This window comes from Mycobacterium senriense, from assembly GCF_019668465.1.
In the GTDB taxonomy this organism is placed as follows: domain Bacteria; phylum Actinomycetota; class Actinomycetes; order Mycobacteriales; family Mycobacteriaceae; genus Mycobacterium; species Mycobacterium senriense.
The window spans coordinates 3,790,071-3,804,072 of the sequence record NZ_AP024828.1 but is presented as its reverse complement, the minus strand read 5'-3'; the positions used below and the strand labels follow the sequence as shown (position 1 = coordinate 3,804,072).

Here is a 14,002-nt window from a genome sequence, read left to right as displayed (position 1 = left end):
CGGCGACATCATCGGGGCCCGATCATGACCGAGCTGCATCTGGCCGTGGGCCTGGATGGCTACGGTTGGCACCCACAGGCGTGGCGATACGCGTTCGCACACAACGCGACCGGCGGCGGGCAACTCAGCGGTCGCTACTGGGCCGCGCTGGCCGGCACCGCCGAGCGCGGGCTGCTGGATTTCCTGACCATCGACGACAGCCTGGACGTGCAGCCGGGCCGCCGAGCCGAAATCTCCCCGCGGCGCCTATCGGGGCGGGCAGATGCCACGCTGGTGGCCGCCCGGATCGCGCCGGTCACCAAGCACATCGGCCTGATTCCCGTTGCTACAGTGACCCATACCGAGCCGTTCCACGTCTCCAAAGCGATTGCGACGCTTGACCATATCTCCCATGGCCGGGCGGGCTGGCAGGTGCGGGTGAGCCCGACCGCGCACGAAGCGGCGCTGTTCGGCCGTCGGGCCGCCCCCGCCGCCGACGAACTGTTTGACGAGGCCGCCGACGCCGTCGAGGTGGTGCGCCGCCTGTGGGACAGCTGGGAGGACGACGCCGTCATCCGCGATGTCGCGACCGGTCGCTACATCGACCGCGACAAGCTGCACTACATCGACTTCGCCGGCGAGCACTTCTCGGTCAAGGGGCCCTCGATCACCCCGCGGCCACCCCAGGGCCAGCCGGTGGTGGCGGCGCTGGCACACGCGCCGCGGGTCTACGAATTCGCCGCCGCCAACGCCGACCTGGTGTTCGTCACCCCGCACGACGAACACTCGCTGCGTGCGATCCTGGCCGACGTCAGCCACGCCCAGCGCGCCGCGGGCCGCGAAATTCAGGTCTACGGCGACCTGGTGGTGTCGCTGGCCGACGATCCATTGGCGCCGGCGGCCGCCATCTCCTCCGATGCGCACGTATTCACCGGCAACACAAGCGATCTGGCGGAACTTCTGCTCGCCTGGCAGGACGCCGGGGTCGACGGCGTGCGGCTGCGGCCCGCGATCAACGCCATCGACCTGCCCGCCATCGTCGATGACCTGGTGCCGCGACTGCAGCACGCCGGCCGATTCCGCGCCGGCTACCGCGACGGCGAGACGCTGCGCGAACGCCTGGGCCTGGCACCCGCACCCAATCGCTACGCGGCGGTGCCGTCATGACCGTCACTCCCCTGTCGATCCTCGACCTCGCGCCCATCAGCGCCGGCAGCGACGCCCCGACGGCACTGCGCAACACCATCGACCTGGCCCAGCACGCCGAGCGCTGGGGCTACCGGCGCTACTGGCTTGCCGAGCACCACTTCGTCGCGGTGGCCAGCTCGTCACCGGTGACGCTGATCGGCCAAATCGCCGCGGCCACAGAACGAATCCACGTCGGATCGGCCGCGGTGCAGGTCGGCCACACAACGGCGCTCGCGGTGGTGGAAAGCTTCGGCATCCTCGACGCGCTCTACCCCGGCCGCATCGACATGGGGCTGGGCCGGTCCGGGCAGCGGCGCCAAGAGGCGGCCACATCGCCTACGGCCGTACCCGAACGCGCACCCACGCCGTGGCGCGAGGTGGCCGGCGTCCTCATTCCCACACCTTTTGACCAGACCCCGCTGATGAAAAGCGACCGGATCCGGGCTCAGGCTTCGGTGCTCGCCCAGCCGTGTGCGCAACCCCCCGACTTCGCCGAGCAGCTGGCCGACATCGAGGCGTTGCTGGACGGCACCTACGCCGTCAACGGCCATGAGCTGCACGCCGTTCCGGGCGAGCACGCCCAGTTGACACCGTGGATCTTCGGCAGCACCAGAGGCCAGAGCGCCGAGGTGGCCGGTGCCCGTGGACTGCCGTTCGTCGCCAGTTACCACATCACCCCCGGCACGGCGCTCGACGCGATCACCGCGTACCGCAACGCGTTTCGGCCGTCCGCCCGGCTCGCCGAGCCGTACGTGGTGGTGTCGGCCGACGTCGTGGTGGCCGAGGACAACGCAACCGCACGCCACCTCGCGTCCGGCTACGGCCGCTGGGTGCATTCCATCCGCAGCGGCCACGGTGCGGTCCCCTACCCGGACCCCGACTTCTGCGAGCCGTTGACCGAGGAGCAGCAGGCGCTGGTAGCCGACCGCACCGCAACACAATTCGTCGGCAATCCGGACGAGGTCGCCGACCGGCTCGAGCTGCTGCGCCAGGCCACCGACGCCGACGAGCTGGTGATCACCTCCGTGACGCACCGGCACGTCGACCGGCTGCGCTCGCATGAACTGATCGCCAAGCGATGGGGATTAACCGGATGAGCGTTCGAGAACCGGCCCGCCGCAAGCAGATACATCTGGGCGCGCACTTTCCCGGGGTGAACAACACCACGGTGTGGTCCGACCCCAGCGCGGGTAGCCAAATCGCGTTCGAATCGTTCGTGCACCTTGCCAAGACCGCAGAGCGGGGGCTGTTCGACTTCTTCTTCCTGGCCGAAGGCCTGCGGCTGCGCGAGCACCGCGGCAAGATCCACGACCTCGACGTCGTCGGCAGACCCGATACCTTCACCGTGCTGGCCGCGCTCGCCGCCGTCACCGACAGACTCGGCCTGGCCGGCACCATCAACACCACCTTCAACGAACCCTACGAGGTGGCAAGGCAATTCGCGACGCTGGACCACCTGTCCGACGGGCGGTCGGCCTGGAACATGGTCACCTCCTCGGACGCGTTCACCGGAGAAAACTTTCGCCGCGGCGGATTTCTCGCTCACGCCGAGCGCTACCACCGGGCCGAGGAATTCATCACGGTGGCGCGAAAGTTCTGGGACAGTTGGGCGGCCGATGCCGTCGTCGCCGACGTCGACGCGGCGATCTATGCCGATCCGGCCCGCATCGGCAGCGTCGAGCACCGCGGCCCGCAATTCGCCGTCCGCGGCGCCGCCTCGCTGCCCGCCGGGCCGCAAGGCCACCCGGTGCTGCTGCAGGCCGGCGACTCCGACGACGGCCGCGACTTCGGCGCCCGGCACGCCGATGCCCTGTTCACGCTGCACGGGTCCCTTGAGGCGGGCCAGCGCTACTACGCCGACGTGAAGAGCCGCGCCGCGGCCCACGGGCGGGACCCCGACCAGCTCAAGGTGCTGCCCGGCGCGACGTTCGCGCTGGGTGACACCCCCGCCGAAGCGCAGGACAACGCCTGCCACATCCGCGAGCAGCAGGTCAGCGGCCCGACCGCGATCGCATTCCTCGAACAGGTGTGGGGCGTGGACCTGTCGGCCTACGACCCCGACGGGCCGCTGCCCGACATCGACCCCGTCGAGAACCCGAGCATCACCCGAGGACGGGTTCGGCACGGCGACCCCAAGACGGTCGCCCAAACCTGGCGGGCGCGAGCGGAAGCCGACAACCTGTCGATCCGCGAGCTGATCATCGAAGTGACCAGCCGCCAGCAGTTCGTCGGCACTCCGCAGCAGGTAGCCGAGGAAATCGACCGCTACGTGCAGTCGGATGCGTGCGACGGCTTCATCCTGGTGCCGCACCTGACGCCGCACGGCCTCGACGAGTTCGTCGACAAGGTGGTGCCGCTGTTGCAGGAACGCGGTAGCTTCCGCACCGAATACCGCGGCCACACCTTGCGCGAGCATCTGGGCTTGTCACCCACGCCCGGGTGGGCGGGAAATCCAGCCGGCATCGCGATCGGCCAATGAGAGCCGGCGGAGCGTGAATTCTGCTCCCCCGCCTGGACTCGAACCAGGAACCCTTCGGTTAACAGCCGAATGCTCTGCCAATTGAGCTACAGGGGACTAACCCGATCGCGGGACGACTCTAGCGTACTGGCACGACCGCACCCAACTGCGGACCAGTGGCGATCGCCGGCACGGCGTGGCCGGGCGCAGCGGGTCGCCGGGCGGTGAGGCAGGATGGAGCCATCGATAGTCGGGAGGAACGTTTTGATCCGGTATGTCGTGGTGCTTGGACTGGGTTACGTGCTGGGTTCGAAGGCCGGGCGTCGCCGATACGAGCAGCTCGTCGGCACTTATCGCGCGCTGACCAGCAGTCCGGTGGCCAAGTCGATGATCGAGGGGGGACGCCGCAAGGTCGCCAATCGGATCTCCCCCGACGCCGGTTTTGTCACGCTGACGGAGATCGACGACCAAACGGCCATCATGGAACGCGACGTCGAGGGCTCCGCCGACGACGCGCTCGCGCCGTCTAATCGTCGCCGCTAGCCTGCTCCAACAGGCTGCGCCGGTAGGACTCCATCGCCACCAGGTCGCCGAATAGGGCGTGATACTCATCGCCCTGCTCGATCGGCGACATGCGCTGCAGCTTCGACTTCACCTCGGCGATCTGCCGGCCCATCCACACCTCTTGCAGCCGGGCCAGCACGCCGCCGATGTAGCGCGGCAGCTTCTCCTCGTCGACCTGGATGGACTCCACACCCAGCTCGCTGGCCAGACCGGCCGTCAGGGGCGAGGAGGCCTGGTCACGCACCGCCTCGATCCACTGTGCGCCGGTGGCCCCGCTCGACGTGCCACCGGCGGTCTCGATGGCGGCGCGGATGGCCGCATACCCGGGATGGGTGAAGCTCTCGACGGTCAGCGTGTCGAACACCGGCCCCGCGAACGCCGGGTACTGCAGGGCCGCCTTGAGCGCCTCCCGCTGTGGCCACAGGGTGGGGTCGCGCGGGTCCGGACGGGCGGCGGCGGCCTGGGCCGCGGCGGGCGCGGGCTCGGCCGCGCGGCGGGAGGTCTTAAGCGCGGAACCGCCGCGGGCCTGAGCGTTGGAGCTCTTGGCCTGCCTGCGCACCCGATCAATCACCTGCGCGACGTCGTCCCAGCCGACCCACCCGGCGAGCTGGCGGGCGTACTCGTCGCGCAGCGTGGGGTCCTTGATCTGGCTCACCATCGGCACGCAGCGGCGCAGCGCGGCTACGCGCCCCTCGGCGCTGTCCAGGTCCATCTCGGCGAGCGCCGAACGTATCGCGAACTCGAACAGCGGGGTTCGCCGCGCCACCAGGTCGCGCAGCGCGCCATCGCCGGACTTGAGCCGCAGATCGCACGGATCCATGCCGTCCGGCGCGACGGCCACGAATGACTGCCCCGCCAGGTTCTGCTCGCCGCCGAAGGCCTTGAGCGCGGCGGCCCGCCCGGCCGCGTCACCGTCGAAAACGTAGATCAGCTCGCCGCGAAAGAAGCTGTCGTCCATCATCAGTCGGCGCAGCATCGACAGGTGCTCGTCGCCGAACGCGGTGCCGCACGAGGCGACGGCGGTGGTGACCCCGCTCAGATGCATCGCCATCACGTCGGTGTAGCCCTCGACGACGACGGCCTGGTGCCCCTTAGCGATGTCACGTTTGGCCAAGTCGATGCCGAACATCACGTTCGACTTCTTGTACAGCAGCGTCTCGGGCGTGTTGATGTACTTGGCTTCCATCGGATCGTCGTCGAACAGCCGCCGGGCCCCGAAGCCGATCACCTCACCGGACGAACTCCGGATTGGCCACAACAATCGGCGGTGGAAGCGGTCCATCGGTCTGCGCCGCCCCTGCCGCGACAGGCCGGCCGCCTCCAGTTCTTTGAACTCAAAGCCCTTGCGCACCAAATGCTTTGTCAGCGAATCCCAGCCCGACGGTGCGAAGCCGCAACCGAAGCGCCGCGCCGCCTCGGCGTCGAAGTTGCGCTCGGTCAGGTACTGCCGGGCCGGTGCGGCCTCGGCGGATTCCAACGCCGCCGCATAGAACTCCGCCGCGGCCGCGTTGGCCGCGACGAGCCGGCTGCGACTGCCGCGGTCGCGCTGCACGCTGGTCGCCGGGCCGGAGTAGTTGATGTTGTGGCCGATCCGGTCGGCGAGCAGTTCGACCGCCTCGACGAAGCTGACGTGTTCGATCTTCTGGATGAACGCGTACACGTCGCCGCCCTCACCACAGCCGAAGCAGTGAAAGTGGCCGTGATTAGGGCGGACGTGAAACGACGGGGACTTCTCGTCGTGGAACGGACACAGGCCCTTGAGCGAATCGGCGCCGGCACGCCGCAATTGGACGTAATCACCGATGACTTCGTCGATGCGCACCCGTTCGCGGATGGCCGCGATGTCGCGGTCGGGAATCCGGCCGCGACCCCGGGCACGGCCATCGCCCTCCGCGCGTGAACCTGCCGGGCTTGACATCGGCTCAGTCTAAGGCGCGACGGCGAAAGCTAGCCGGTACCGATGACGCCGCAGGCGACCCGGTCCATCGCGTTCTCGGTGTCCTGGGCGCCGTGCAGCATCAGCGCGGTCTTGTTGCCCGCCAGCAGGTCGTCCCGGTTGAACGAATCGGTGGTGGTGACCAGGTACGCCGAGCCGTCCTGACGGACCTCGAGCGACGTCAGATCGCCGCTTTCCGGCTTCCCGGTGTGGCCGGGGGCCTGGTAGTGACCGCCGGCGGACAGGAAGTTCCCGGGTGCACCGCCGGTGGGAGCCACCGAGTTCGGCTCGCACTTGCCGATCTCGTGCACGTGCAGGCCGTGGATGCCGGGCGTCAGGATGCCGGGCGCCGACGTCTTCACGGTGACGGTCACGTAGCCGCCGGTGAAGTCGAAGGTCGCGGTGGCCGCCGAGCGGCCATCGGGCGTCTTCAGTTCCGCGCTGAGTGAGCCGCCGGCCGGTGCCGGGGTCGTCGTCTCAGCGGACGACGTCGGAGCGGCACTCTTCACCGGCGGGGTGGTGCCCGACTGGGTGCTCGCATGCTGCGGTGAACTGCAGGCTGTCATGGCGACGACCGGCAGTCCCATCAAGAAGGAGGCCACAAAGGGCGAGCCGCTGAATTTCTTCATGTCGGGCAGCCTAACTCGCGGCGGCCCCGCCGATCCCCGGACCGGACGACTTGATGCCCGCGGCGACTACGGTGCGGCCTGGTGGACGTCGATCCGTTCGAGCCGGCCCTCGGTGAACGAGGCGATCTGATCGACGATGACCCGCCATCTCGCACCGTCGTCGGCCGCGGTGTTGAAGGCCGCAGCAAAGACTGGATCAAGTGTCCGGGGCGCGCCGGCATACAGCCAGTGCGCGACCCGGTGGACGCGTTCGCGCTGCCCGGCCTGGGTTTCCTGATGCCGCGGATCGGACATGATGAATTGCAGCGCCAGGATTTTCAGCAAGGCGACCTCGGCACGCACCAGGTCGGGAACTTGCAGCTCGGCCCGGTAGCGCACCAGGGGCCCGGGGCCGGCCGCCGCGCGGGTGGTGGCGATGGCGGCCGAGGCGAACCTGCCGACCAGCTCACTGGTCAAGCGCTTCAGCGCCACCGATGCGGCGAGCGTGGCGTCGTACTTGCCGACGGCGGCGACCACCGGCAGGGCGGCGAGCCGTCGCGCGGCCGCCATGAAGTCATCGGCACGCACCCGGGAGAATTCGGTCTCGCCCAGTTTTGCCAACGCGGCGGCCTCGTCGTCGTCGGCGAGCACCCGCAGGTCGATGCGTTGGGACACCACACCGTCCTCGACGTCGTGTACCGAATACGCCACGTCGTCGGCCCAGTCCATGACTTGCGCCTCCAGGCACATCCGGCCCTCCGGCGCGCCCGCCCGAACCCAGGCGGCCTGCTCGCGGTCGTCGTCGTAGAACCCGAACTTGCGTTGTCCTTCGCCGCGGGGCCACGGATACTTCGTGACCGCGTCCAGCGACGCGCGAGTCAGATTCAGTCCCGCGCTATTGCCTTGTTCGTCAAGGACTTTGGGCTCGAGGCTGGTCAGGATTCGGAAGTTCTGGGCGTTGCCCTCGAAGCCGCCATAATCCGTCGCGACCTCGTCGAGCGCCCGTTCACCGTTGTGGCCGTACGGCGGGTGGCCGATGTCGTGGGCCAGTCCCGCCAGCTCGACCAGGTCGAGGTCGCAGCCCAGCCCGATCGCCATCCCCCGCCCGATCTGGGCGACCTCGAGCGAGTGCGTCAGCCGGGTGCGCGGCGTGTCCCCTTCGCGGGGCCCGACCACCTGGGTCTTGTCGGCCAATCGGCGCAGCGCAGCGCTGTGCAGAACGCGCGCGCGATCGCGGGCGAAGTCGGTGCGGTGCTGACCCTCGGTACCCGGCAGACCCGCAGTCTTCGGCGCTTCGGCCACCCGTCGCTGACGGTCGAAGTCGTCATATGGGTCGTGCTGATTCCTGGTCACCGACGCACAGTCTGCCAGGGAATGCCCGCCGAAGTCTGGCTCGACTCAGGCCTACTGGCGTGTGTCGTCGCGGGGCTAGATTGGCCCTATGCGTCGCACCGCTCGCCTGATCGCCGTGATCGCGACGATCCTCACGGTCGGCTTCGGCGGCAGCCTGCTGCTGACACCGTCCGCCGGCGCGCAACCACCATTCCGGTTGGCCGACTACATCACTGATCCCGCGGGAGCCTTGTCGAATTCCGGGCACAGCGCGGTCAGCTCCGCCCTCAACAAGCTGTACACCGACCGCCACATCCGGCTGTGGGTGGTCTATGTCGACAATTTCTCCGGGCAGACCCCGGTCGAATGGGCACAGCGCACCGTGAGCAGCAGCGACCTGGGCGACTACGACGCGCTGCTGGCCGTGGGCACCACCAGCCGTGAATACGCGTTCCTGGTGCCCTCCACGATCAAGAGCATCAACGCAAATCAGGTCGACAAGTTGCGGCGCAACAAGATCGAGCCCGCCCTGCACAACGGGGATTGGAGTGGGGCCGCCGTGGCGGCGGCCAACGGGCTCGACACCTCGCCCGGTTCGTCGGGCCGGGTGGCACTGCTGGCCGTGCTGGCGGGCATTCTCGTCTCGTTGGCGGTCCTGTTGCTGGTGATGCGTTATCGGGGCCGGCGCCGCCGCGCCGCGGCGTTGGCCGCGGCACGCCGGGTCGACCCCACCGACGCCGATGCGCTGGCCGCGGTGTCACCACAGGCACTCGACGACCTGTCCCGCGCGCTGGTGGTGGACGTCGACAATGCGGTACGCACCAGCGCCAATGAATTGGACCTGGCAGTCAGCGAATTCGGCGAAGACCGCACCCAGCCATTCACCCAGGCGGTGACCAACGCGAAAGCGGCTCTGTCCCAGGCATTCACGATCCGCCAGCAGCTCGACGACGCGTCGCCGGAGACACCGGCGCAGCGCCGCGAGTTGCTCACCCAGGTGATCGTCTCGGCGGCGCGGGCCGACCGCGAACTGGAGTCACAGACCGAGGCATTCGAGAAGCTGCGCGATTTGGTGATCAACGCCCCCACCCGGCTGGACTCGCTGACGCAGCAGTACGTGGAACTCACCACCCGCGTCGCACCGGCCGGGGAACGACTTGCCGCGCTGCACAAGGAATTCAGTGCCGCCGCACTGACTTCGGTGTCCGGCAATGTCACGGCGGCCAAGGAGCGCCTGGCATTCGCCGACCGCAACATCGGCAGCGCCCGTGAGCTTGCCGCCCAAGCCGTCAGCGGGCAGCAAGCCGGTCTAGTCGATGCCGTCCGCGCCGCAGAGTCGGCACTGGGCCAGGCGCGCGCGTTGCTCGACGCGGTGGACAACGCGGCCAACGACATTCAGCACGCCATTGACCGGTTGCCGTCGGCGATGACCGACATACAGAACGGGATCGAGCGTGCAGACCAACTGCTGAAGAAAACAGCGAACACCAAAGCCGCGCACCGCGGTGATCTGTTCGCGGCGCGCGACGCGGCCGTCAGGGCCGTCGAGAGCGCACGAGCCGGCGCATCCGACGATCCGCTGGGCGAATTCAGTCAGCTGACCAAGGCCGACGCCGCCCTGAACGGCCTACTGGCCACGCTGGCCCAGGAGCAGGCCGCCGCCGAGCAGCTGAACCGGTCGCTGGAGCAGGCGTTGTTCACCGCGCAGTCGAGGGTGCGCGCGGTGTCGGACTACGTCGACACGCGTCGGGGCAGCATCGGCCCCGAGGCGCGCACCCGGCTGGCCGAGGCCAGACGGCATCTCCAAGCCGCGGAGGACAAACGGTCGACGCTGCCGACCGAGGCGATCGCCCACGCCAATGCGGCGTCGACGCTGGCCGCCACGGCGCAGTCCCTGGCCAACGAGGACGTGCAACTCGCGCAGCGCGCCTACATGGGCCGCGGCGGCAGCGACATGGGCGCGATGCTCGGCGGGATCATCATCGGCAACGTTCTCGGCGGAGGAATGCGGGGCGGATTCGGCGGCTGGAGCCCGACCTCGTTCGGCGGCAGCCCAAGTTCGTCCGGCGGCGATTTCATGGGCGGCGGCGGCCGATTCTGAGCAGCGCACGACGCCGACCATCGGCTGTTGGGTTTTCTCCGGTTTCAGCCGGCCGCCGGGGAATGCGGTATCACGCCCGGGCTCCGTGGGACGGCTTCATCCCACCCGCTCCACACACCGTCTGCGACGGCTGTCGGGCGGGGAACGTCGGCCCTCTCCTCGGAAGCTTCGGCACCGACGTCCGACTTCGGCGCCCAGTGGTCATAGTCATCTGGTGGGACGACCACGCCCCACTTGAGTGGAACCGACAGGCCACCGAGCATGCCGGATTCACCTCGAACTGCCGACACCGTGTCATCCGGCAACGGCGAACCGAGAGGCAAAAGCACCCCTGCCCCCTTCCACAGCCGATAGTGCGTTCGGGCGCTGTGGCGAGTCTATTTACACCAACCGGTCACATCGTAAGACAAACTCAAGAAAATATGCGGGAATTGCCAATTTTGATTTTTCGGGACGTGCTCGACAGCGGACAACTCGTCGCCGTTCCGCGACGGCCGCCGCGGCTCACCGTCGCCGCATCAACAACGCCGTGCGCCGCCGCTCGACGCGAAGTGTCATGCGACGGATTTTCGAAACATATTCGTTGACGCGCAACGCATTAGGACTATCAGCGAGGGCAGACCCCGACGGGCGGACAAGGTTGTGCGGCGCGTCGCGGGAGTCGGTTCGGCCCAGTTCATCCACCAAACGCGTAGACCGGCTCGAGTTTCTACTAGGTGCAACAGATAAAATCGCGTGCCGCGGTACAACGCCCGTTGCCGCGCATGCCCGCATGACCAAAAGTATTGAATTCACACACCCTTTGCACAATATTCACGTGTGCAACAGCAGCACCGCCGCCGCTATCCCGGACGGTTGCGCGGAACCACCTTGGGACGAGACCTCACCACCTGAGCGCGGGTCCCGCGGTCCTCGCCCTCGGGGCTCTTGTCGCCCACCGGCATCGCGGCCATCGGCACGCCACTGCCCGACCCGGTAGCGGCCGAGGCGGGCGGGGCTCCGGAGCCCACGCCCGACATCGCCGGGGTGGCGATGTACGCCGGCATCGATCCTTCCCAGGCGGCGGGCACCGACATCGACCCGATGAACCGCGCGCTCCCCAGGCCCGCCGTCGCAACGCCCAAGGCGCCCAACCCCCCACCGGCCAGCGGCTGCAGGTCGGATAGCGGGCTACCCGCGCTGTGTGGCGCGTTGAGGGGCGCGCTGGTGGCGCCGACGAACGCCGGTGCCAGTGCCGGCGCGGCAGCGGGCACCGTAGTTGGGCCCGCAGGTCCGGCACTATGGGCGAGCGTCGCCATGGGCGTCATCAATGCGGTGGCCGGGTACACCCCGGCCTGCGCGACCGTGGTCAACGTGGCCACCGGCGTCGACGTGAGCACCGAGACCGCCGGCGAGAGTGCGCCGAACACCGACTGCAGTTCGGAGACGAACGCGGTCCCCAGTGAGGACAGTCCCTGGAAGAACTGCGACGCGAAACTCAGCGGAGCCGTCACCAATCCCGCCAGGCCCGTCAGGTCCGCGGACGGTGCGCTACCTCCCAGGGCCGCGGGCGGCACGCTGAACTCCGGCAATGCCTGCGCCATCGATTGAGCCCCGGCGTGATAGCCCAACATCGCCGCCACATCCTGCGCCCACATCTCGACGTATTCGAGTTCGGTCTGTGCGATGGCCGCGGTGTTGATGCCGAAGAAGTTCGTCGCAATCAGCACGAGCAGCCGGGCCCGGTTCGCCAGCACCTGCGGCAGCGGCACCGTCGCCACCAGAGCTCCCTCGAAAGCTAGCGCCGCGATCCGGGCCTGCAGGGCCGCCACCTCTGCTTGCGCCGCGGCGATAACCAGCCATTCCACGTAAGGCGCCGCGGCGGCGGTCATCGACATCGACGACGGACCCATCCAGGCGCTACCGGCCAAATCGGAAACCGTGGTGTGAAACGACGACGCCGAGGATGACAGCTCAACCGCCAGCCCATCCCACGCCGAGGCCGCCTCGAACAGAGGTCCGGCCCCCGGACCGCCAAATATCAAGGCCGAGTTGATCTCAGGAGGGAAGAACACAAACGCGGGAATCATTGCAACCCCAACTGACCGAGTCAACGGCTCCTACCCCGGACGGCGCGACATCCGCCCGTGGCCATTAGCTATCTACTTATGCCCCAAAAGGGGATCCTAAGGCACCGTCACCGAGAAAGGCCGAACTTTAAGCAAACCTTATTCCGAAATTCCGGCGTCGGTGTGGGCTCATCGGCACCCGCGCGGGCCCATCAGACGCGCGAGGGCGGAACGGGACGGACAATATAACAAGGCCGCGCCGCAACTGGCCGATTAACAGCCCTTCAGGCGCGCCGCCAGATAGTCGGACACGGCATTCATCGGGACACGCTCCTGGGACATGTCATCGCGCCGGCGCACCGTCGCGGCGTTGTCCTCGAGTGAGTCGAAATCGACCGTGACGCAGAACGGCGTACCGATCTCGTCCTGGCGCCGGTAACGTCGCCCGATCGCACCGGCGTCGTCGAAGTCGATATTCCAACACTTGCGCAACTCGGTGGCCAAGTCCCGCGCCTTCGGGCTCAAGTCGGCGTGACGGGAAAGCGGAAGCACCGCGGCCTTGACCGGAGACAGGCGCGGGTCCAGGCGCAGCACTGTGCGTTTTTCCATCTTGCCCTTGGCGTTCGGGGCTTCGTCCTCCACGTAGGCGTCGATCAAGAACGCCATGAACGACCGCGTCAGGCCTGCGGCCGGCTCGATGACATAGGGCGTGTACCGGGTATCGGTGACCTGGTCGTAGAACGACAGGTCGACGCCGGAATGCTTTGCATGCGTCGACAAGTCGAAATCGGTGCGGTTGGCGACCCCTTCCAACTCGCCCCAGGGATTACCGGCGAACCCGAACTTGTACTCGATGTCGACGGTGCGATCGGAGTAGTGCGACAGCTTGTCGGCGGGATGCTCGAATAACCGTAAGTTCTCTTGATCGATGCCCAGGTCGACATACCATTGCAGCCGGGTGTCGATCCAGTACTGATGCCATTCCTTCGCGGTCGACGGCTCGACGAAGAACTCCATTTCCATTTGTTCGAACTCGCGGGTCCGGAAAATGAAGTTGCCCGGAGTGATCTCGTTGCGAAAACTCTTGCCGATCTGGCCGATACCGAATGGTGGCTTCTTACGGGCGGTCGTCACCACGTTGGCGAAGTTGACGAAGATGCCCTGCGCCGTCTCGGGGCGCAGATAGTGCAGGCCCTCCTCGGTCTCGATCGGACCCAGGTAGGTCTTGAGCATCATGTTGAACTCGCGCGGCTCGGTCCACTGGCCTGGCTCGCCGGTCTCCGGGTCGCGGATGTCGGTCAGCCCGTTGGGCGGCGGGTGTCCGTGCTTGGCTTCGTAGGCCTCGATGAGATGGTCGGCGCGGTAGCGCTTGTGGGTGATCAACGACTCGACCAGCGGGTCATGGAACACCTCGACGTGGCCGGAGGCTACCCACACCTGGCGCGGCAGGATGATCGACGAATCCAGGCCGACCACGTCGTCGCGACCGCTGACCACCGAGCGCCACCACTGCCGTTTGATGTTCTCTTTGAACTCCACACCCAGCGGGCCGTAATCCCACGCCGACCGGGTGCCGCCGTAGATCTCCCCCGAGGGAAAGACGAAGCCGCGCCGTTTGGCCAGGTTCACTACGGTGTCGATGACGGACGCCACGGGGCGGTGCACTCCCTTTCCGGGTTGGGGCGGGCACGCGCGGCGGTCAACCGCGGTGCGCAGAGCATCAGTCATGGTAGCGATCGACGCCGCGCTCTTTGACATGCGTCATCATGCATGTGACAGTGGATGGCA

Annotated in this window: 11 protein-coding genes and 1 tRNA gene; 5 read left to right on the top strand and 7 right to left on the bottom strand. The window is 67.9% G+C overall.

What is annotated here, in order from left to right:
• The first annotated feature begins 24 nt into the window (after window positions 1-24).
• Genes MTY59_RS18040 through MTY59_RS18030 form a run of 3 tightly spaced genes read left to right on the top strand, consistent with a single transcriptional unit; the run spans window position 25 to window position 3,646 of the window.
• On the top strand, window positions 25-1,146 hold the full coding sequence (locus MTY59_RS18040; RefSeq protein ID WP_221042358.1) for an LLM class flavin-dependent oxidoreductase: 1,122 nt from the start codon (window positions 25-27) through the stop codon (window positions 1,144-1,146).
• On the top strand, window positions 1,143-2,264 hold the full coding sequence (locus tag MTY59_RS18035) for an LLM class flavin-dependent oxidoreductase (protein WP_221042357.1): 1,122 nt from the start codon (window positions 1,143-1,145) through the stop codon (window positions 2,262-2,264). Before MTY59_RS18040 ends, MTY59_RS18035 begins: the two co-directional genes overlap by 4 nt.
• Complete coding sequence (locus MTY59_RS18030) at window positions 2,261-3,646, top strand: NtaA/DmoA family FMN-dependent monooxygenase (protein WP_221042356.1); 1,386 nt, start codon at window positions 2,261-2,263, stop codon at window positions 3,644-3,646. The genes MTY59_RS18035 and MTY59_RS18030 overlap by 4 nt, the downstream gene beginning before the upstream one ends.
• A 23-nt stretch (window positions 3,647-3,669) precedes the next feature.
• On the opposite strand, the gene MTY59_RS18025 is transcribed toward MTY59_RS18030, so the two are convergent.
• Window positions 3,670-3,742, bottom strand: a tRNA-Asn gene (locus MTY59_RS18025).
• Between the two features lie 147 nt (window positions 3,743-3,889).
• Here MTY59_RS18025 and MTY59_RS18020 point away from each other — a divergent pair.
• The gene (locus tag MTY59_RS18020; protein WP_221042355.1) at window positions 3,890-4,168 is read left to right on the top strand and encodes a hypothetical protein; all 279 of its coding nucleotides are present in this window, start codon (window positions 3,890-3,892) and stop codon (window positions 4,166-4,168) included.
• Here the strand turns inward: MTY59_RS18020 and dnaG are convergent.
• The 3 genes from dnaG to MTY59_RS18005 form a co-directional block, all read right to left on the bottom strand.
• A complete protein-coding gene (gene dnaG / locus MTY59_RS18015; protein WP_221042354.1) occupies window positions 4,152-6,107 on the bottom strand; it encodes a DNA primase in 1,956 nt (651 codons plus the stop codon). The genes MTY59_RS18020 and dnaG overlap by 17 nt on opposite strands.
• A gap of 29 nt (window positions 6,108-6,136) precedes the next feature.
• A complete protein-coding gene (gene sodC, locus MTY59_RS18010; RefSeq protein WP_221042353.1) occupies window positions 6,137-6,754 on the bottom strand; it encodes a superoxide dismutase[Cu-Zn] in 618 nt (205 codons plus the stop codon).
• Window positions 6,755-6,820: 66 nt separating this feature from the next.
• Window positions 6,821-8,086 carry a deoxyguanosinetriphosphate triphosphohydrolase gene (locus MTY59_RS18005; protein WP_221042352.1) on the bottom strand — a complete coding sequence of 422 codons (1,266 nt, stop codon included), beginning with the start codon at window positions 8,084-8,086 and terminating at the stop codon, window positions 6,821-6,823.
• 88 nt (window positions 8,087-8,174) lie between these two features.
• Between MTY59_RS18005 and MTY59_RS18000 the strand changes: the two genes are divergently transcribed.
• Window positions 8,175-10,166 carry a TPM domain-containing protein gene (locus tag MTY59_RS18000; RefSeq protein ID WP_221042351.1) on the top strand — a complete coding sequence of 664 codons (1,992 nt, stop codon included), beginning with the start codon at window positions 8,175-8,177 and terminating at the stop codon, window positions 10,164-10,166.
• Window positions 10,167-10,210: 44 nt separating this feature from the next.
• On the opposite strand, the gene MTY59_RS27995 is transcribed toward MTY59_RS18000, so the two are convergent.
• From MTY59_RS27995 to MTY59_RS17985, 3 genes are all read right to left on the bottom strand, one after another.
• Window positions 10,211-10,429: a hypothetical protein gene (locus MTY59_RS27995; protein WP_415822661.1), complete on the bottom strand. Its 219-nt coding sequence runs from the start codon at window positions 10,427-10,429 to the stop codon at window positions 10,211-10,213.
• Window positions 10,430-11,008: 579 nt separating this feature from the next.
• Window positions 11,009-12,235, bottom strand: a complete 1,227-nt coding sequence (locus MTY59_RS17990) for a PPE family protein (RefSeq protein WP_221042349.1) — start codon at window positions 12,233-12,235, stop codon at window positions 11,009-11,011.
• Window positions 12,236-12,487: 252 nt separating this feature from the next.
• Entirely contained in the window at window positions 12,488-13,879 is a 1,392-nt protein-coding gene (locus MTY59_RS17985; protein WP_221046506.1) for a glycine--tRNA ligase, read from the bottom strand.
• Window positions 13,880-14,002 lie beyond the last annotated feature (123 nt).